Origin of the sequence: Streptomyces sp. NPDC091371, from assembly GCF_040684275.1 — a bacterium.
GTDB lineage: Bacteria > Actinomycetota > Actinomycetes > Streptomycetales > Streptomycetaceae > Streptomyces.
Genome location: NZ_JBFBFP010000012.1, coordinates 123,689 through 142,430, shown reverse-complemented (window position 1 = coordinate 142,430; position 18,742 = coordinate 123,689). Strand labels below are relative to the sequence as shown.

The following is an 18,742-nucleotide window of genomic DNA, read 5'->3' as shown; positions in this document are numbered from 1 at the left end:
CACGTGGTCCCATAGAGTCCCCCTGTGGAAGAACAGAACGTGCCGCACCGCCCCGGCTCACCCGTACGCTCCGGCATCCCCGAGCACGGCCGCATCCCCAAGTACTACGCGGTCAAGGCCCTGATCGCCGGCCTGCTCGACGAGCTCGGCGAGGGCGGCCTGCTGCCCACCGAGCGCGATCTCGCCGAGCGGTACGAGGTGTCCCGCGAAACCGTCCGGCAGGCCCTGCGCGAGCTGCTGCTCGAGGGCCGGCTGCGCCGCTCCGGGCGCGGGACCGTCGTCGCCGGGCCGAAGCTGGAGCAGCCGCTGTCGCTCGCGAGCTACACCGAGGGCGTCCGACGCCAGGGCCGACGGCCGGGGCGTCACCTCATCGGACTGGAGCGGTTCCCCTGCCCTCCCGACCTCAGCCCCGGCATCGGCGCCGAAGCCGGCGAGCCCGTCTGGCACCTGGAGCGCGTGCTGCTCGCGGACGACGAGCGCGTCGGCCTGGAGAGCACGTACATCCGGGTGGCCCGCGCGCCCCGCCTCGACAGCGATTTCCAGCCGGACTCCTCCTTCTACGGGTACCTGCGCGACAGCCTCGGGATCTCCTTCGGCGACGCCGACGAGAAGCTGGAGACGGTCCTCGCCACGCCCCGCGAAGCCCTGCTGATCGGCACCCCGCCGGCCCTCCCCATGCTTCTCATCCACCGTTTCTCGCGGGATACGGACGGCCGGCCGCTGGAACGGGTGCGTTCGCTCTACCGTGGTGACCGGTTCAGCTTCACGACCCGTCTGCGACCCGAATAGCCCGGCGGAGCCCGGAGGGAATCCGTACATAGGCGATGGATTCGGGCGTTGGAATATCACAAGAAGGTAACGGGTCTAGTCCAAGCTTGGGGGGCTGTTCACCAGCGCGTTGCCCCGTGGATCCTCCTCGGTCACGGGGCGCGCCCACCTTGGACGGCGTGAGAGTCATAGTCGTCGGAGGCGGCGTGGTAGGCACCATGCACGCCTGGCAAGCAGTCCAACGCGGCCACGAGGTCGTCCAGATCGAGCGAGAAGCGGAGGCCCGCGGCGCGTCCCTGCGCAATTTCGGCCAGATCTGGGTCAGCGGCCGGGCCGGGGGCGAGGAGCTCGACACCGCCCTGCGGGCCCGCGAGCTCTGGGAGGGCATCGGCGCGGAGGTGCCCGGCCTGGGCTTCCGTGCCATCGGCTCCCTCACCCCCGTCCGGGGCGAGCGCGAGCACGCCGTCGCGGAGGCGGCCCTGGCCCGCCCCGACGCCGCCGCCCGCGGCTACAAGCTGGTCACCGCCGCGGAGGCCCGGCAGCTCAACCCGGCCCTGCGCGGCGAGTTCGACGCCGCCCTGTGGTGCGAGCGGGACGCGGCCGTCGAGCCGCGCACCGCGCAGCCGCACCTGCGGGCCGCGCTGAACGCCACCGGCCGCTACACCTTCCTCCCCGGACGCGAGGTCCGCGAGGTCGTCGGTGCGGGCGCCGTCCGCGACGACCACGGCGACGTCCACCGCGGCGACGCGGTCGTCCTCGCCACCGGCGCCTGGCTGTCCGGGCTGGTCCGGGAACTGGCCCCTGAGCTGCCCGTGCGCCGCGTCCGGCTCCAGATGATGCAGACGGCCCCGCTCGGCGAGGCGCTGACCACCTCCGTCGCGGACGCCGACAGCTTCCGCTACTACCCCGCGTACAAGAGCGACGCTCTGGACGCCCTCAACGCCGAGCAGGCGCAGGCACCGGTCGCCGCCGCGCACAAGATGCAGCTGCTCATGGTCCAGCGCCTCGACGGCGGGCTGACCATCGGCGACACCCACGAGTACGAGCACCCCTTCGCCTTCGACACCCTCGAAGACCCGTACGAGCACCTCGTCGGGGTCGTCGAGTCCTTCCTGGGCCGCCCCCTGCCGAAGATCCGGCGCCGCTGGGCGGGCGTGTACGCGCAGTGCACCGACACCACCCGGGTCGTCCACCGCCAGCAGGTGGCCGACGGCGTCTGGCTGGTGACCGGGCCCGGCGGCCGCGGCATGACGTGCTCGCCCGCCATAGCCGAGACCACCGCGAACGAACTGGGCTGGTGAGCCGCATGACCACGAACACCGAACGAAGCAACCTGATCGTCCTCGACATGGCCGGCACCACCGTCGCCGACGGCGGCCTCGTCGAGCGCGCCTTCGAGCGGGCCGCGCAGGAACTCGGAGTCGAGCCGGGCAGCACCGACCACGCCGCCAAGCTCCAGTACGTCCGCGACACCATGGGCGAGTCGAAGATCTCCGTCTTCCGCCACCTCTTCGGTACGGAGGAACTGGCGCAGCGCGCCAACACCGCCTTCGAGCAGGCCTACGGGGAACTCGTCGACGGCGGCCTCATCGCCGAGATCCCCGGCGCCCGCGCCGCCATCGAGCAACTCCGCGGCGAGGGCCGCACCGTGGTCCTGACCACCGGGTTCGCCCGCGTCACCCAGGACGCCATCCTCGACGCGCTCGGCTGGCAGGACCTCGCCGACCTCACCCTCTGCCCGGCCGACGCGGGCGGCCGCGGCCGCCCCTACCCGGACATGGTGCTGGCCGCCTTCCTGCGGACCGGCGCGGTGGACGACGTACGCGAGGTCGTGACCGCGGGCGACACCGCCTACGACATGCTCAGCGGCACCCGGGCCGGCGCCGGCATCGTCGCCGGCGTCCTCACCGGAGCCCACGAGCGGGCCGCCCTGACCGGACACGGCGCGACGCACGTACTCCACTCCATCGCCGAACTCCCCGCCCTCCTGGCGGAGTCGGCGTGAGCGGCATCCGTTTCGACGGGGTCAGCGTCGCCTACGGCGGCAACACCGTCCTGGACTCCCTCGACCTGACCGTCGAGCCCGGCGAGGTGATGGCCCTGCTCGGCCCCTCCGGCTCGGGCAAGACCACGGCGCTGCGCGCGGTCGCCGGCTTCGTACGGCCCGTCGCGGGCCGGGTGCTGATCGGCGGGCGGGACGTCACCGCCCTGCCGCCGCACAAGCGGGGCATCGGCATGGTCGTCCAGCAGTACGCGCTGTTCCCGCACATGCGCGTCGAGGACAACGTCGCCTTCGGGCTGAAGGCGCAGAAGGCGCCGAAGGCGGAGATCCCCGGGCGGGTCGCCGAAGCCCTGGACATGACGGGCATGGGGGCCTACGCCAAGCGCTACCCCCGCGAGCTGTCCGGCGGGCAGCAGCAGCGCGTCGCCATCGCGCGGGCGCTGGCGATCCGGCCCGGGGTCCTCCTCCTGGACGAGCCCCTCTCGGCCCTCGACGCGCAGCTGCGCTCCGGGATGCTCGCGGAACTGGCGCGGCTGCACCGCGAGCTGCCCGACGTGTCCATCCTGTACGTCACGCACGACCAGGTGGAAGCGCTCACCCTGGCCGACCGGATCGCCGTCATGGACAAGGCCCGGCTCCAGGACTGCGGGACCCCGCAGGAGCTGTACCGGGCGCCGCGCACCGAGTTCACGGCGTCGTTCGTCGGCAACGCGAACCTGCTGCCGGTCACGGTGGCCGAGGCGGGTGCGGTCTTCGAGGGCCGCGAGCTGGCCCTCGACCGCGGCCGGGCGGCGCCGGGGTCCACCGCGACCCTGTGCGTACGGCCGCACCTGCTCGGCCTCGGCGACGGCCCGAACGCGCTGAGCGGCACGATCGCCGAGGTCCAGTGGCGGGGCTCCACGCACCGGCTGTACGTGGACGTCGACGGCCACCGCGTGAAGGCGGACCTCCCCGAACTGCGGGAGACTCCGGCGCTGGGGGACCGGGTGACGCTGCACTTCGAACCGCGGGACGCCGTGCTGCTGGCCGCGGGGGTGTCGGATGGCTGACGCCACGCGCCGCGGCGCCGCCGCCGTCCCGGCCCGGGCGACCCCCGCCGGGGAGGCACGGGGCTCCGCCCCGGACCCCGCGCCTCAAACGCCGGCGGGGCTCAAAGATCGGGGCTCCGCCCCGGACCCCGCGCCTCAAACGCCGGCGGGGCTGGAGGGTGCGGCGGAGCCGCAAGGGCGCGGCCCCGCCCAGGGCTCCGTGCCGGGCCCCGCCCCGGACCCCGCGCCGGGCTCCGCGCTGGGCCCCGCGCCGGGTTCCGCCCCGGGCCCGGCCCCCGCCGGTCCGGAAGCCGACCCGTCAGGGACCGGCACCCCGCAAGGGGCCCGGCGAGCCACCCCGCAGGGGACTGGCACCCCGCAAGGGACCCGGCGAGCGACCCCGCAGGGGACATGGCGCAGCGTGTGGGTCCTGCCGCCCGTCGTCGTGCTCGCGCTGGTGTTCCTGTATCCGCTCGGGCTGGTGGTCCAGCAGTCCCTCACCCCCGAGAACGGCGGCGGCGCCTTCGACGCCTATGCGTCCGTCTTCGCCTCCACCGCCTTCCGCGAGGCGCTCGGGACCACCGTCTGGCTCGCCGTCGGCGCCACCGTCGGCTGCCTCGTCCTCGGGTTCCTGCTCGCGCTGATCATCGCCTTCGTGCCCTTCCCCGGCGCGCGCGGCGTCGCGAAGTTCATCGACGTCTTCCTCTCCTTCCCCTCCTTCCTCATCACCCTCGCGCTGCTGTTCATCTACGGCACCGTCGGCATGGCGAACGGGCTCTGGACCGACGTCACCGGCGCCGCCGAAGGGCCGTTCGCCTTCCTCACCACCCCCTGGGGCGTGCTCCTCGCGGAGATCACGTACTTCACGCCCTTCGTGATGCGCCCGCTGCTCGCCGCCTTCTCCCAGCTGGACACCGCCCAGTTGGAGGTCGCCGCCGGCCTCGGCGCCCGGCCCGCGCGGATCATCCGGACGGTGATCCTCCCCGAGGCGCTCCCGGCCCTGGCCGCCGGCGGCAGCCTCGTCCTCGTCATGTGCCTCAACGAGTTCGGGATCGTCCTGTTCACCGGAGCCAAGGACGTCACGACCCTCCCGATGCTCATCTACGGCAAGGCCATCCTCGAATCCGACTACTCGGCCGCCTGCGTGGTCGCCGTCGTCAACATCGCGATCTCCGTCGGCCTGTTCGGCCTCTACCGGGTGGTGAGCAAGCGTGCTGGTGCATAGCAAGACCGGCCGCTGGGCCGCCTGGGGCCTGTTCGGGCTCCTCTTCCTGCCCCTCTTCGCCCTGCCCCTGCTCGTCGTGGTCGCGGCGTCCTTCGCCACCCGCTGGTCCGGGGCCTTCCCCTCCGGAGCGACCACCGCGAACTACGCCTCCGCCGTACAGGGCGAATCCCTCCAGGCCCTGACCACCAGCCTGGTCACCGCCGTGGCCGCGAGCCTGCTCGCGCTCGCCGTCGGCACCTGGGCCGCGATGGCCGCCGGCACGCTGAAGAAGCGCGGGAAGCGGTCCCTGGACGCGCTGTTCATGCTGCCCGTCGCCGTGCCGTCCGTGGTCGTCGGCCTCGCGGTGCTCGTCGCCTTCAGCCGGCCCCCGGTACTGCTCAACGGGACCAGCTCCATCGTCATCCTGGCGCACACCATCCTTGTCACGGCGTTCGCCTATCAGTCGGTTTCGGCCGCCATCGTTCGTCTCGACCCGGCCTACGAGCAGGCGGCGGCCTCCCTGGGCGCCCGACCCTCGTACGTGCTGTGGCGGGTCAAACTCCCGCTCCTGCTGCCGTCCCTCACGGCGGCCGCGGGGCTCTGCTTCGCCCTGTCCATGGGCGAGCTGAGCGCCACGATGATGCTCTACCCGCCGGACTGGATGCCCCTCCCGGTCCGCATCTTCACGGCCACCGACCGCGGGTCCCTCTACGGCGGCTCCGCCGTCGCCGTGGTCCTGATGGCGGCCACGCTGATCGTCCTGCTGGCGGTCTCCCGTATCCGCACCAAGGCCTCGTACCGCTGATCCGCGCAGGCCGTCCCCACCCGATCCCCCGCTGACTCCCTTTCCCCGTAAGGAAGTTCCATGCCCAGCAAGCTCCTGCTCCGCACCTCCGCCGCCGTCACCGGCAGCCTCGCCCTCGCCGTCTCCCTCACCGCCTGCGGCGGCGGTGCCGCCAAGTCCGCCGACGGCAAGGGCTCCGAGGAGAAGGTCGTCACCGTCTACAGCGCCGACGGCCTCAAGAGCGAGAAGGGCGACGGCTGGTACGACAAGGTCTTCGCCGACTTCACCAAGAAGACCGGCATCGAGGTCAAGCTCGTCGAGGGCGGTTCCGGCGAGCTCGTCGCGCGCGCCGCCCGCGAGAAGACCAACACCCAGGCCGACGTCATCGTCACCCTGCCGCCCTTCATCCAGCAGGCCGACGGCAAGGGCCTGCTCCAGGCCTACAAGCCCCAGGGCTCCGAGAAGGTCAACGGCGCGGACAAGGCCGCCGACGGCAAGTGGACCTCGGTCGTCAACAACTACTTCGGCTTCATCTACAACAAGAAGGAGCTGCCGCAGGCCCCCAAGACCTGGGAGGAGCTGCTGGACGCCAAGTACAAGGGCAAGCTCCAGTACTCCACCCCGGGCGTCGCGGGCGACGGCACCGCCGTGCTCATCAAGGCGATGCACGACTTCGGCGGCAAGGAGCCGGCGAACGAGTACCTGAAGAAGCTCCAGGCCAACAACGTCGGCCCGTCCTCCTCCACCAGCAAGCTCGCGCCGAAGACCGACAAGGGCGAGCTGCTCGTCGCCAACGGCGACGTCCAGATGAACTTCGCGCAGTCCAAGTCCATGCCGAACCTGGGCATCTGGTTCCCGGCGAAGGACGGCGGCAAGCCGACCACCTTCGCCCTGCCCTACGCGGCCGGCCTCGTCGACAAGGCCCCGCACACCGAGAACGGCAAGAAGCTCCTCGACCACCTCCTCAGCGAGGAGGCCCAGCGGCTGGTCAGCGAGGTCGGCGGCGGCTTCCCCGCGCGCACCGACATCAAGCCGACCGACGCGAACGCCGTCGAACTCACCAAGCTCATGACGGGTGTCGAGGTCTTCGAGCCGGACTGGGCCGACATCGACAAGAACCTCTCCGCCTACGTCGACGCGTGGAAGTCGGCGACCGGAAGCTGACCGGTCACCTCCTGGTCACCCACGACCGGGATAGTGACGCTTGCATAACGGGTCTGGACCGAAGTGGCGCCCCTTCGGTCCGGGCCCGGACGCATGCCCCCCCGCAAGGTCCCGCACCTTCCGCCGCTCACCTGCTCCCAGGAGGAGTACGTGTCCACTGTCCTGCCCGGACGCACCCGCACCCGCACCCTCGCCGTGGCCGCCACCGCCACGGCCCTGCTCGCCACCGCCCTCGGCGTGCACACCGCCACCGCCACCGCCGCCGGCGCGGCCGGCTCCACCGACAAGGTCCTCGTCATCGGCATCGACGGCGCGGTCCTGGACCGCATCAAGGCCGCCAACGCCCCGAACCTCAACGGCCTGATGGCGCAGGGCCTGACCGCCCGCAGCACCCTCTACGCGAACCCGATGGCCGCCACCTCCTCGGGCCCCGGCTGGTCGACCATCGCCACCGGCGTGTGGCCCGACAAGCACGGGGTGAAGGACAACTCCTTCACCGGCAAGAACTACGCCGCCCACCCGGACTTCCTGACCCGCATCGAGAACGCCAACCCGGCGCTCAACACCTACGCGGCCGCCGACTGGGAGCCCATCACCTCCACCGACCAGAACGGCCCGATCTTCTCCGCCAAGGTCGACAAGCGCCTCTCCCTCAAGGGCGACCGCGACGGCTACGGCAGCGAGGACCCGAAGATCGCCACCGCGGCCGCCGCCGAACTGCAGAACCAGAACCCGGACGCCGCCTTCGTCTACTTCGGCGAGATCGACCACGCCGGACACGCCTCCGGCGCCGCGAGCCAGGAGTACCTCAACACCATCGCCCGCGTCGACGTGCTGGTCGGCAAGCTCCTCACCGCCGTCCAGAACCGCCCGACGTACGCCCAGGAGAACTGGAAGGTCCTGGTCACCACCGACCACGGCCACACCGACGCCGGCGGCCACGGCGGCTCCAGCATCCAGGAGCGCGGCACCTTCGTCATCGCCAAGGGCGCCGGCATCCCCGCCGGTTCGGTGCGCAGCGACGTCAGGCTGGTGGACGTGGCCGCGACCGCGCTCCAGCAGGTCGGCGTCCCCACCACCGGACTGGACGGCGTCCCGCTGAACGCCCCGGACGACGACCCCTTCGACACCCTGCGCCCGAACCTCCAGGCGCGCGTGGACGAGACGGGCATCCCGTCGGGCACCAAGGGCTTCACGCACACCCCGCCGGCGGGCTGGTCCGTCGACAACTCCAAGATGGGCGCGGGCGGCGTCACCGAGTGGGCCGGCTGGGCCTTCGCGACCGACGAGTTCTGGAGCCAGGCGCAGCGCGACCAGTGGCGCGAGTTGAACGTCCGCTCCCGTGACGTCTTCGCCGTCGCCGACTCCGACGAGTGGGACGACAAGAGCCACACCGGCAGCTACGACTCCACCCTGCTCACCCCCAAGTGGGCCGTCACCGCGGGCACTACGCGCAACCTGACCTTCCAGACGCACTACCGCCAGGAGGCGGGCCAGACCGCCCAGGTCCTCGTCTCGTACAACGGCGGTACGCCGACGGTGGTCAAGAGCTACACCGCCGACGCCGTCGCCAAGTCCGAGTCCCTCGCCCTCCAGATCCCGGCCGGCGCCACCGACGTCCAGATCCGCTTCCGCTACGCCGGCAGCAACAACTGGTACTGGACCGTCGACAACGTCCGCCTGGGCTGATCCGTCCGATCCCACCGGATCCGCACGGGTCTGTGGTCCGGGCTGTGGACACTTCACCTTCCACAGCCCGGCCCGATGGGCGGTGGAGGTCAAGGGCACCAAGGGCAAAGCGGAGAACAGTCCATTGACCTCCTCCCCCACATTGATGTGGGGGATTCTCTCCCTGACGTCCGTTTGCACGGTCGGTCTTGAGATGGGTTCCTGCTTCGACGCCCCTGCCCGTACTGCTGGTGGGTCTTCCGTTGCTTCACAGGCGTTTACCTCCCTTGCGGGAGGGCCCCCGGCCCGGGGGTGGATGGTGCGGTCTATACGGCTGCGCGGATACGGCTGCCTTCGTGCTTGACGTTCTTCGCCGAGTTGTGGTCACGGTCATGCCAGGTGCCACATTCGCTGCAGGTCCAGGCCCTGATGTTCAAGGTCTTGGGGCCGTCGCGGTGTCCGCAGGCAGAGCACAACTGGGAGGAGGGGAACGTGCGGTCGACCTTGGTGAGGGTGCGCCCGTAGCGGGCCGCCTTGTACTCCAGCATGTTCACGAATGCCGACCAGCCGGCGTCGTGTACCGACTTGGCCTGACGGGTGCGGGCAAGGGCCTTCACGCTCAAGGTTTCGACAGTCACCGTTTGGTTCTCGCGGATCAGTCGGGTGCTGAGCTGGTGATGGAAGTCCTTGCGCGCGTCGGCAACGGCGGCGTGAGCGCGTGCCACGATGATGCGCTGCTTGTCCTGGTTCGTCGACCCCTTCGCCTTGCGGGACAGGCGCCGCTGTTCCCGCTTGAGTTTCTTCTCCGCCCGTCGCAGGAAGCGGGGGTTCTTGACACGTGACCCGTCGGCCATGATCGCGAAGTGTGTGAGGCCCAGGTCGATGCCCTGGTCCCCGGCAGTCGGGGGCATGGTCTCGGCGGCGGGGTCGGTCTCCACGATGAAGCTGGCGAAGTACCGGCCCGACGGGTCCTTGACGATCGTGACAGTGGTCGGCGCGGACGGCAGAGCCCGGGACCACTTTACGGTGATCTCGCCGACCTTGGGCAGGCGTAATCGTCCCGTGTCGACGATCTTCCATCGGTCCGACTTGGTATATCGGGCTGTCTGCCTGTTGTCACGGCGTGATTTGAACTGGGGCTCACCGAGCTTCGCCCCTTTGCGTTTGCCGGACAGGGAATCGAAGAAGTTGCGATAAGCGGCGTCGAGATCACGCAGCGACTGCTGCAGCACGCCGACCGGCGCGTTTGACAGCCACGCGCGGGCCTCGGTCTGCCTCGCCTGTGTGATCATCAGCTTCGATAGATCACCCGACTTCGGGAACGGCAGGCCTTGTTCGTGTGCATCCTTGCGGGCGCGCAGGCAGTCATTCCACACCGCGCGGACACACCCGAACGTCTGGGCCAGCGCTATGCGCTGACCCGCCGTCGGGTAGATGCGGTACGTGTACCGAAGCTGCATGCCGACCACCGTAGACATTCGAGTCATGGCCAGCTATCAGAACATCCGTACTGGTCGATGCTGCGCGTTTGTGCACAGGAAGGCCCTCCGGTTAGCGGGAGGGCCTTCCTGTGTATCTACCGTGATGATCAGATCCGGTCGACGAGATCCGCGATCGAATCGACGACCGTTGTCGGCCGGTACGGGTAGCGGTCGATGTCGCCCCGACCCGTCAGCCCAGTAAGGACAAGGAAGGTCTCCATGCCGGCTTCCAGTCCGGCGAGAACGTCCGTGTCCATCCGGTCTCCAATCATTGCGCTGCTCTCAGAGTGCGCGCCGATGGCGTTCAGTCCGGTCCTCATCATCAGCGGGTTGGGCTTGCCGACGAAGTAGGGGTCTTTCCCCGTCGCCTTTGTGATGAGCGCGGCCACTGCGCCGGTCGCTGGAAGTGCACCCTCGGCGGAGGGGCCGGTCTCGTCGGGGTTAGTGGCAATGAAGCGGGCGCCGGCGTTGATCAGACGGACAGCTTTTGTCATCGCTTCGAAGGAGTAGGTCCGCGTTTCACCCAAGATCACGAAGTCCGGTTCGTGGTCGGTCAGGATGTAGCCGATGTCGTGCAGGGCGGTGGTCAGACCGGCTTCCCCGATGACGTAGGCGGTGCCGCCCGGAGCCTGGTCATGGAGGAACTGAGCCGTCGCCAGGGCCGAAGTCCAGATGTTCTCTTCCGGAACTTCCAGGCCGATGCGCGTCAGCCGCGCGTGCAGATCTCGGGCGGTGTAGATCGAGTTGTTGGTCAGCACCAGGAACGGCTTGCCCGACTCGCGGAGCTTCTTGATGAAGGCGTCTGCGCCAGGGATGGGTACGCCCTCGTGCATGAGGACGCCGTCCATGTCCGTGAGCCAAGATTCGATCGGCTTGCGCTCTGCCACTGTGCGTTCTCCGCTCTGCGGGCCTGTGACCTCTGGGGCCTCTGGTCTGTACCACCCTATCCGGGCGTGCTCCAGGGCGGCGATGCGCGTCCACGGCCCGGACGGACGATTGTCCGAGGGCGGCGCGGCGTCTGCAGCGCGGGTGACGACGCCGACGGACCGGGGTGCTCTTCGGGGAGGTTGGTGACGCGGCTGGGATTGCGGACCTGGTCGACCTCGTCTGACACGTCCGGCCCAGCCCGTTGGGCCGGAGGGGCGAACCGGGTTTGAGGCGTACGGCTGACACGGCTGACACGTACGGCGCCGCTCCGGATGCGGAGCGGCGCGCCGCGCGTGAATCTCCTTGACGAGGAGGTTCACCATGCGCAGTGTTCTGATCGCTCTCCGTGCCGCCGGGGTGGCCGTCGCCCTGACGGCGTTCTCCGCGGTGGCCGCGCCCACCGCCCTCGCGGGCGAGGAGGACCGCGGCGACCGCGGCGACCGGGGTGGAAGCATCTCGGTCGAGCCGAACCCGGCCCACCCGGGAGCGCAGGTCAAGCTGCGCGTCCACGGCTGCCAGGGCACCCGCGGGGCCGCGAAGTCCTCGGTCTTCGTGGACGACGTCGACCTGTACGGCCGCGACGGCGACCGCAGCCCGCTCTACGGTCACGGGCTGATCCGCTCGCACGCCTCGCCCGGCTGGCACTCCATCCGGGTGACCTGCGACGGCCACGACAAGGTCAGCGGCTCCATCGAGATCGCCCACCACCGCCCGAGCCACCACGCCTCGCCGGTCTGGCCCGTCCACGCGGGCGGCGGCGGCATGGCGGCCGAGGTCGCGAAGCAGCCGCAGACGTCCGAGCTGGCCGCGACCGCGAAGAAGGACCACGGCGGCGACGGCCCGGGGCTGCCGCACACGGTGATCGGCGCCGTCCTCGCCGCGGTGGCCACCCTGGCGGTGGCGGGCCGGGCGCTGACCCTGCGCCGCCGGCGCAGCGGCGAATGAGCGGGGAGCGGGCGAGGGCGTGAGCGAGCCCAAAGCTTCCCCCGGCGGCCGGCTGCTGACGTTCGCCGCCTGGTCGGTGCTGGTGCTCGGGCTGTGGCTGTGGGGCCGCCAGATCACCGGGGTCCCGGCCCCGCTCGCCGGCCAGGCAGGCGGGGCGGTCGGCCCGGGGCTGCCGGCCGCGCGGGCCCCGCTCGCGGGCGCCCTGCCGCAGCGGGTCGACGTGCCCTCCATAGGCATCCAGGCCCCGGTGATCTCCCGGGGCCTGGACAAGGACGGCGCGATCGAGCCGCCCCCGTACGACAGCCCGGGCACGGTGGGCTGGTGGGGCAGCGGCGTCCAGCCGGGCGCGGCGGGAGCCGCGCTGATGGTCGGGCACGTGGACACGCGTTCCAAGCCGGCGGTGTTCTACGGACTGAGCTCGGCACAGCCGGGCGACAAGGTGCGGGTGGTGCGGGCGGACGGGTCGGTCGCCGAGTTCACCATCGAGGACGTACGGGTCTACGAGCGCGCGGACTTCGACCCGCACAAGGCGTACGGCCAGCGGGTGGCGGGGCGGGCCGAGCTGAGGCTGGTGACCTGCGGGGGCTCGTACGACAAGGCGGCCAAGGAGTACACGGCGAACGTGGTGGTCTCCGCCTACCTGACGGGCGCGGGAGTCCGGCCGGGCAAGGCGGCGTAGGGCGGGGCCGCGCGCTTTCCCCGCGCACACGAAGAAGCCCCTCGCAGTTCTCACTGCGAGGGGCTTCCTCCGTCTGTGCGCCGCCAGGGACTCGAACCCCGGACCCGCTGATTAAGAGTCAGCTGCTCTAACCAACTGAGCTAGCGGCGCTTGCTGACAGGGAAAACTCTACCCCACCTCTGCGGGTGCTCGTGACCAGCCACGCCCGCCTTGTCCGATTAACCCATGTTTGGGGGGTTTATCGTGCACGATATGTCTGGCCGTGCCGCAGCTGATGCCCCGCCAGACGCGGTCCGGCCGACCAGTGGACGAGCAGGGGAGTGGACGGAACCGCATGACGATGCAGCCTCCGACGCATGTGCCGACGCCGGCGCCGCCGCAGATGCAGATGCCGATGCCCGTTTTCGAGGAGTACGACCCCGCGGGCGACTGCCCCTGCCAGGGCTGCGCGCACCACCGTCGCGCACTCGCCCGCGCGCGGGCCATACCGCTGCGCGACGGGGGACATCCCGCCGCGCGCGGGGCCCGCCGGGCGCTGGTCCTGGCCACGGCCGCGGGAGTGGTCCTGGGCGGTGGCGGCTCGGCGGCCGTCGCCGCGGCGAAACCGTCCCCGGGGCCGGGACCGGTGGCCCACGACGACCCCGGCACTCCGCAGGGCGGCCGGGCCCCGCTGCACGGCCCGAAGGCCGGCCCGGCCGGATCGCCCGGCGCTCCGGCGGCGCCGGCCGCGGCGCGGAAGCGGCTCGACCGGGCGACGATCATCAACCGGGCGAAGCTGTGGCTGGACGCGAAGGTCCCGTACAGCATGTCCGACTACTGGACGGACGGGTACCGGCAGGACTGCTCCGGCTACGTCTCCATGGTCTGGAACCTCGGCACCAACGAATGGACCGGCAGCCTCGACAAGTTCGCCACCCGCATCACGAAGGAAGAGCTGCTCCCGGGGGACATGCTGCTCTTCCACAATCCGGCCGACCCCAACAAGGGCTCGCACGTCACCCTCTTCGGGGGGTGGGTGGACGAGACCCGCACGCACTACATCGCGTACGAGCAGACGCGGCCGACGACGCGGAAGCTCGCGACGCCCTACGGCTACTGGAACAACGCGGCGAAGTACATCCCGTACCGGTACAACGGGGTCGTCGGCGGCGTCGACACCCCGGGCCCGCCGGCGGAGGGCTCCATCGCCTTCCCGGGCGCCGCGAAGTTCGGCCCGGGGCAGAGCAACGAGCACATCGCCCGGCTCGGCCGGATGCTGGTCGACCGGGGCGGCTCCCGCTTCTACCCGCAGGGCGTGCCCATGGAGTGGACCGAGTCCGCCCGGCTGGCCACGCAGGCCTTCCAGCGCGCCCAGGGCTGGACGGGCGCGGACGCGGACGGCCTCCCGGGCGAGCACACCTGGCGGCTGCTGGTCAACCGCCAGGGCAAGGACATCCCGCCGACGGTGGGCGGCGGCGGTTCGCCCGGTCCGGGCGGCGTACGGGCCTACCCCGGCGCGTCGGTGTTCCGCCCGGGCTCCTCCCACGAGGCCATCACCGCGCTCGGGCGCCAGCTGGTGAAGAAGGGCTTCGGCAAGTACTACCGCTCCGGCCCGGGCCCCCGCTGGGGCGAGGCCGACCGCCGCAACGTCGAGGCCTTCCAACGCGCGCAGGGCTGGCGCGGCGCGGCGGCCGACGGCTATCCGGGCCCGGAAACCTGGCGCCGGCTGTTCGCATGACGGAGGTAACGATGTACCCCACCCGCACCACCACAACCACGGGCACCCTCCGACTCCCTCCCACCACCCCGGCTGCGCCGATGCCCCCCGAGCCCCTGGCCGCACCCCCGGAAGCCGAGGCCCCGGCCCCCGCCGAGGCCCCGGCCCCCGCCGAGGCCCCGGCCCCCGCCACGGCTCCGGCCCCCGCCGGGGCAACGGCTCCGCAGGCCCCGGCCCCGCATGTGGCCGCGCCGCGCGAGGCGGCGGAGCCCCAGTTTCGGGAAGGGGCGGGTAGGGGATCAGCGCCGCAGGCCCCCGCCCCGCACGTGGCCGCGCCCCGCGAGGCCGCGGAGCCGCCCACCCCACTGGTCGCGGCGGCAGCGACGGCCGTCGGGTCCGGGCCGTACCCGGGCCCGGGGTCTGGGGCGGAGCCCCGGTTTCGGGAAGGGGCGGGTAGGGGAACAGCGCCGCAGGCCCCCACCCCGCCGGGCCACCCCGCGGACCCGGACCCCACCCCGGAGCACGGGTACGCCCCCGTCCCCACCCTCCGCCTGCGGACCGGCACCGGCACCGCCGGCGACGCGGAGGCCGCCATCCCGCACCCGCAGGAGCCCTCCGGCATCCCCGGCCCCGGCGTCGCCGAGATCGTCGCCCGGGCGGTGGCCCGCGGACTGGACCGCGCGGAGCCGGCGGAGGAGGCCGACACCCAGGACCTCCCCCAGGTCCGTACGCCGCCCCACCGGGGCACCGCGGTCACCGAAGTCCCGGTGCACCTCCCGTTCCGCGGGGCACCGAAGGCGATCACGGCGACGGCACCCGCCAAGGCCCACCCCCAGCCGCGGCCCACCCGCCCCGCCCCCGGCCGCCGCGTCCCCCGCGGGGACGACCGGCTCCGGGAGCACCGCGGCCCGGTGCTGCCCGGCTGGGTCGGCGTGGCCGTCGGCGGGCTCGCCCTCACCGGCTGCCTCGCCGTGCTCTGGCGGGCCGGGATCGTCCCCGCCTCCCTCGTGGCCGCCTTCGGCGGGACCCCCCGCGCCTACCAGGGCCTGCGCGCGCAGCACTGGCCCCCGCTCGCCTTCCTCGGCATCGTCGCCCTCCTCGCCCTCGGCGGCCTCGGCCGGGCCCGTACCGGCCACGCCTGGGTGCTCACCCTCTTCGGCCGCTACCGCGGCACGGTCCGCCGTACCGGCCTGACCTGGGTCAGCCCCCTCCTCCTGCGCCGCCGGGTCGACGTGCGCCTGCGCCACTGGCGCAGCGACCCCATGCCCGCCGTGGATTCGGGCGGCCTCGCCCTCCAGGTGGTCGTCCAAGTGGTCTGGCAGGTCAAGGACACGGCCCGGGCCACCCTGGCCGTCGAGGACCACGTGGAGTACCTCGCCGAGCAGGTCGAGTCGGCGATGGCCCGCGTCCTGTCGCAGCTCCCCGCCGACGCCTTCCACGAGGACGCCCCGACCCTGCGCGACGCCGAGGCCGTCGGTGACGCGCTGACCCGGATGCTCGCGGCCGAGACCGAGGCCGTCGGGGTCGAGGTGTACTCGGCGCAGCCCACCCGGATCGAGTACGCACCGGAGGTGGCCGAGGCGATGCGCCGCCGCCGGGTGGCCGCGATCGACGCGAAGCACCGGGACACGGTGCTGACCTCGGTGGTGGACGCTGTCGACGACACGGTCCACCGGCTGACCTCCCGCGGGCTCGTCGAGCTGGACGACTACGAGCGCAAGGCGCTGGTGAAGGACCTCACGGTCGCCTTCTACACGGGCCGCGCGGAGTAGCGCCCGCACCCTCGGCTGCAGTTCGAGAACGGGTGGCCGGAACAGACCGGACCACCCGTTCTCCCGTTGGTCTGGACATGGCCAACTCTCGTCAATAATCTGAGACTTGGTCTAGACCTGAAGAGAATCCCCACGCGTGCGCACGCTCTCACCGAACTTCCCCCCACGTTCAAGGAGCATCATGCGTCACTTCCGCATGCCCCGACGGGCGGCCGGCGCCGCCGCGCTCGGCCTCGGCATCGTCGCCGGAATCACCCTGCTCAGCGCCCCCACCGCCAGCAGCCACGGCTACACCGACACCCCCATCAGCCGCCAGAAGCTCTGCGCCAACAAGACCGTCGCCAACTGCGGCGCCATCCAGTGGGAGCCGCAGAGCGTGGAGGGCTACAAGGGCTTCCCGGCCGCCGGCCCCGCCGACGGCAAGATATGTTCCGCCGGCCTCTCGCAGTTCGCGGAGCTCGACGACCCGCGCGGCGGCGCCTGGCCCGCCACGGCCGTGACCAACGGCCAGAGCTACGGCTTCCGGTGGCAGTTCACCGCCAACCACTCCACCACCGACTTCAAGTACTACATCACCAAGAACGGCTGGACCGGCACCAAGGCCCTCACCCGCGCCGACCTCGAACCCCAGCCCTTCCTCACCGTCGCCTACAACGGCGCCCGCCCCGCCATGACCACCGTCCACCAGGGCAACATGCCCACCGGCAAGACCGGCCGCCACCTCATCCTGGCCGTCTGGACCGTCAACGACACCCCGATGGCCTTCTACGCCTGCTCCGACGTTCAGTTCTGACGGAACGTCAGCTACCCTCCGGCGGCATGCGGACGACGACTGCGCCCGGGACCGTCGCGGAGCTCGTGGCGCGCCAATGGGGCGACCACCGGCCCGGGCTGATGTACGAGGAAGACGGCGAACGGCGCGTCCTCACCCACCACCGGACCGCCCGGGAAGCCGCCGCGCGCGCCGCGCTCCTCGTCGACCTCATGCCCCCGGGGGCCGAGCCGCACATCGGGGTGCTGCTCGACAACACCCCGGAGTTCCCGTTCTGGATCGGCGCGGCGGCCCTCGCGGGGGCCGCCGTCGCCGGGATCAACCCCACCCGGCGCGGCCCCGAGCTGGCCCGCGACATCCTGCACACCGAGTGCCGGATCCTCGTCACCGAACGGGCCCACCTGCCGCTCCTGCGGGGCCTCGACCTGCCGGGCGTACGCGTCCTCGTCACCGACACCGAGGAGTACGCGGCCCTCCTGGCCCCCTACACCGCCGCCAAGCCGGGCGACGCGGTGCTGACCGCCCCCGGGCCGTCCTCCCGCCTCCTCCTCTACTTCACCTCCGGCTCCACCGGCGCCCCCAAGGCCGCCATCTGCACCCAGGGCCGGCTGGCGGCCGCCGGAGCCTCCCTCGCCCGGAACTTCTCGGTCGGCGAGGACGACGTCCACTACGTCTGCATGCCGCTCTTCCACGGCAACGCGGTGATCGCCGACTGGCTCCCGGCGCAGGTCGGCGGCGCGGCCGTGGCGCTGCGGCGGCGCTTCTCCGCCTCCGCGTTCCTGGACGACGTACGGGCCTACGGAGCCACCTACTTCACGTACGTGGGCCGCGCGATCCAGTACCTCCTCGCCACCCCGCCCACCCCGGACGACCGCGCGCACTCCCTCCGCCTCGGCTTCGGCACGGAAGCCGGCGCGGTCGACGCGGCGCGCTTCGCCGAGCGGTTCGGGGTCCGGCTGGTCGAGGGCTACGGAGCCACCGAGGGCGGCGCCTCCGTCCAGCGGACCCCCGACACCCCGCCGGGCGCCCTGGGCCGGGCGGGGGCGGGGGACGACCTCGCGGTGATCGACCCCGAGACCGGCCGGGAATGCCCGCCGGCCGCCCTGGACGGCCAGGGCCGCCTCCTGAACGGCTCGGAGGCCATCGGTGAACTGGTCAACCGGGGCCGCAGCCTGTTCGAGGGCTACTGGCGCAACCCGGACGCGGAGGCGGCGCGCACGCGGGAGGGCTGGTACTGGACGGGGGACCTCTTCTTCCGGGACGCGGACGGCTTCCTGTACTTCGCGGGCCGCACGGACGACCGGCTGCGCGTCGACAGTGAGAACCTGGCGGCCGCGGTGATCGAGAACATCCTGGCCCGCTGGGCGCCTGCGGCGGCGGTCGCGGTCTACGCCGTCCCGGACGAGGTCGCGGGTGACCAGGTCATGGCCGCGATCTCCCTCCGGGAGGGCGCGGTCTTCGACCCGTCGGCCTTCGCCGCGTTCCTGGCCGAGCAGCCGGACCTGGGCACGAAGATGTCCCCGCGGTACGTCCGCGTCCTCCCGGAGATGCCGGTCACGGCGACGAACAAGGTCCACCGGGTCACCCTCCGCCGGGCCGGCTTCCACCAGCACCCGGACCCGGTCTGGCACCGTACGCCGTCCGGCGGGTACGCCCCGCTGGACGCCGCGACCCTGACCGCGCTGCTCGCGTCCTACGCCATCCACGGCCGCGCGGACCTCCTGACCCGCTGACCCCGCCGACGGGCCGGCCGCGTGCGGCGCTGCCGGGGGCGCTGCCCCCGGACCCCCGCGCCTCAAACGCCGGCGAGGCTGGAATTGCCCTGCGGGCAACCCAGCCCCGTCGGCGGGCC

The 18,742-nt window shown here is 72.2% G+C and carries 16 protein-coding genes and 1 tRNA gene; 14 read left to right on the top strand and 3 right to left on the bottom strand.

What is annotated here, in order from left to right:
* Positions 1 to 24: 24 nt before the first annotated feature.
* The 8 genes from AB0O21_RS16460 to AB0O21_RS16425 all read left to right on the top strand — a co-directional run bounded on the left by AB0O21_RS16460 (position 25) and on the right by AB0O21_RS16425 (position 8,639).
* Positions 25 to 789 (top strand): GntR family transcriptional regulator, encoded by a 765-nt coding sequence (locus AB0O21_RS16460; RefSeq protein ID WP_365171603.1) that lies wholly within the window; start codon positions 25 to 27, stop codon positions 787 to 789.
* A gap of 158 nt (positions 790 to 947) precedes the next feature.
* The gene (locus AB0O21_RS16455) at positions 948 to 2,069 is read left to right on the top strand and encodes a TIGR03364 family FAD-dependent oxidoreductase (protein ID WP_365171601.1); all 1,122 of its coding nucleotides are present in this window, start codon (positions 948 to 950) and stop codon (positions 2,067 to 2,069) included.
* 5 nt (positions 2,070 to 2,074) lie between these two features.
* Positions 2,075 to 2,773 (top strand): phosphonatase-like hydrolase, encoded by a 699-nt coding sequence (locus AB0O21_RS16450; RefSeq protein ID WP_365171599.1) that lies wholly within the window; start codon positions 2,075 to 2,077, stop codon positions 2,771 to 2,773.
* Entirely contained in the window at positions 2,770 to 3,819 is a 1,050-nt protein-coding gene (locus tag AB0O21_RS16445; RefSeq protein ID WP_365171597.1) for an ABC transporter ATP-binding protein, read from the top strand. Before AB0O21_RS16450 ends, AB0O21_RS16445 begins: the two co-directional genes overlap by 4 nt.
* Positions 3,820 to 4,219: 400 nt before the next feature.
* Positions 4,220 to 5,023 (top strand): 2-aminoethylphosphonate ABC transporter permease subunit, encoded by an 804-nt coding sequence (locus AB0O21_RS16440; RefSeq protein WP_365171595.1) that lies wholly within the window; start codon positions 4,220 to 4,222, stop codon positions 5,021 to 5,023.
* On the top strand, positions 5,010 to 5,807 hold the full coding sequence (locus AB0O21_RS16435) for an ABC transporter permease subunit (RefSeq protein ID WP_365171593.1): 798 nt from the start codon (positions 5,010 to 5,012) through the stop codon (positions 5,805 to 5,807). Before AB0O21_RS16440 ends, AB0O21_RS16435 begins: the two co-directional genes overlap by 14 nt.
* A gap of 60 nt (positions 5,808 to 5,867) precedes the next feature.
* Positions 5,868 to 6,950: a 2-aminoethylphosphonate ABC transporter substrate-binding protein gene (locus AB0O21_RS16430; protein WP_365171591.1), complete on the top strand. Its 1,083-nt coding sequence runs from the start codon at positions 5,868 to 5,870 to the stop codon at positions 6,948 to 6,950.
* Between the two features lie 93 nt (positions 6,951 to 7,043).
* Positions 7,044 to 8,639 (top strand): alkaline phosphatase family protein, encoded by a 1,596-nt coding sequence (locus AB0O21_RS16425; RefSeq protein WP_365171589.1) that lies wholly within the window; start codon positions 7,044 to 7,046, stop codon positions 8,637 to 8,639.
* A 305-nt stretch (positions 8,640 to 8,944) separates the two neighbouring features.
* On the opposite strand, the gene AB0O21_RS16420 is transcribed toward AB0O21_RS16425, so the two are convergent.
* Positions 8,945 to 10,078, bottom strand: a complete 1,134-nt coding sequence (locus tag AB0O21_RS16420) for an RNA-guided endonuclease TnpB family protein (protein WP_365171587.1) — start codon at positions 10,076 to 10,078, stop codon at positions 8,945 to 8,947.
* 128 nt (positions 10,079 to 10,206) lie between these two features.
* Entirely contained in the window at positions 10,207 to 10,986 is a 780-nt protein-coding gene (locus tag AB0O21_RS16415; RefSeq protein WP_365171585.1) for an HAD-IIA family hydrolase, read from the bottom strand.
* A 361-nt stretch (positions 10,987 to 11,347) separates the two neighbouring features.
* On the opposite strand from AB0O21_RS16415, the gene AB0O21_RS16410 reads away from it, so the two are divergent.
* Both AB0O21_RS16410 and AB0O21_RS16405 read left to right on the top strand, forming a co-directional pair.
* Positions 11,348 to 11,971, top strand: coding sequence for a hypothetical protein (locus tag AB0O21_RS16410; RefSeq protein ID WP_365171583.1), 624 nt, complete (start codon positions 11,348 to 11,350; stop codon positions 11,969 to 11,971).
* A 19-nt stretch (positions 11,972 to 11,990) separates the two neighbouring features.
* Complete coding sequence (locus AB0O21_RS16405) at positions 11,991 to 12,650, top strand: class F sortase (RefSeq protein WP_365171581.1); 660 nt, start codon at positions 11,991 to 11,993, stop codon at positions 12,648 to 12,650.
* A gap of 76 nt (positions 12,651 to 12,726) precedes the next feature.
* Here AB0O21_RS16405 and AB0O21_RS16400 read toward each other — a convergent pair.
* Positions 12,727 to 12,800, bottom strand: a tRNA-Lys gene (locus AB0O21_RS16400).
* Between the two features lie 238 nt (positions 12,801 to 13,038).
* On the opposite strand from AB0O21_RS16400, the gene AB0O21_RS16395 reads away from it, so the two are divergent.
* From AB0O21_RS16395 to AB0O21_RS16380, 4 genes are all read left to right on the top strand, one after another.
* Positions 13,039 to 14,367: a peptidoglycan-binding protein gene (locus AB0O21_RS16395; protein ID WP_365171691.1), complete on the top strand. Its 1,329-nt coding sequence runs from the start codon at positions 13,039 to 13,041 to the stop codon at positions 14,365 to 14,367.
* A gap of 11 nt (positions 14,368 to 14,378) precedes the next feature.
* The gene (locus tag AB0O21_RS16390) at positions 14,379 to 16,118 is read left to right on the top strand and encodes an SPFH domain-containing protein (RefSeq protein ID WP_365171579.1); all 1,740 of its coding nucleotides are present in this window, start codon (positions 14,379 to 14,381) and stop codon (positions 16,116 to 16,118) included.
* Positions 16,119 to 16,299: 181 nt separating this feature from the next.
* Entirely contained in the window at positions 16,300 to 16,911 is a 612-nt protein-coding gene (locus AB0O21_RS16385; RefSeq protein ID WP_365171577.1) for a lytic polysaccharide monooxygenase, read from the top strand.
* 26 nt (positions 16,912 to 16,937) lie between these two features.
* Complete coding sequence (locus AB0O21_RS16380; RefSeq protein WP_365171575.1) at positions 16,938 to 18,623, top strand: AMP-binding protein; 1,686 nt, start codon at positions 16,938 to 16,940, stop codon at positions 18,621 to 18,623.
* Positions 18,624 to 18,742: the final 119 nt, after the last annotated feature.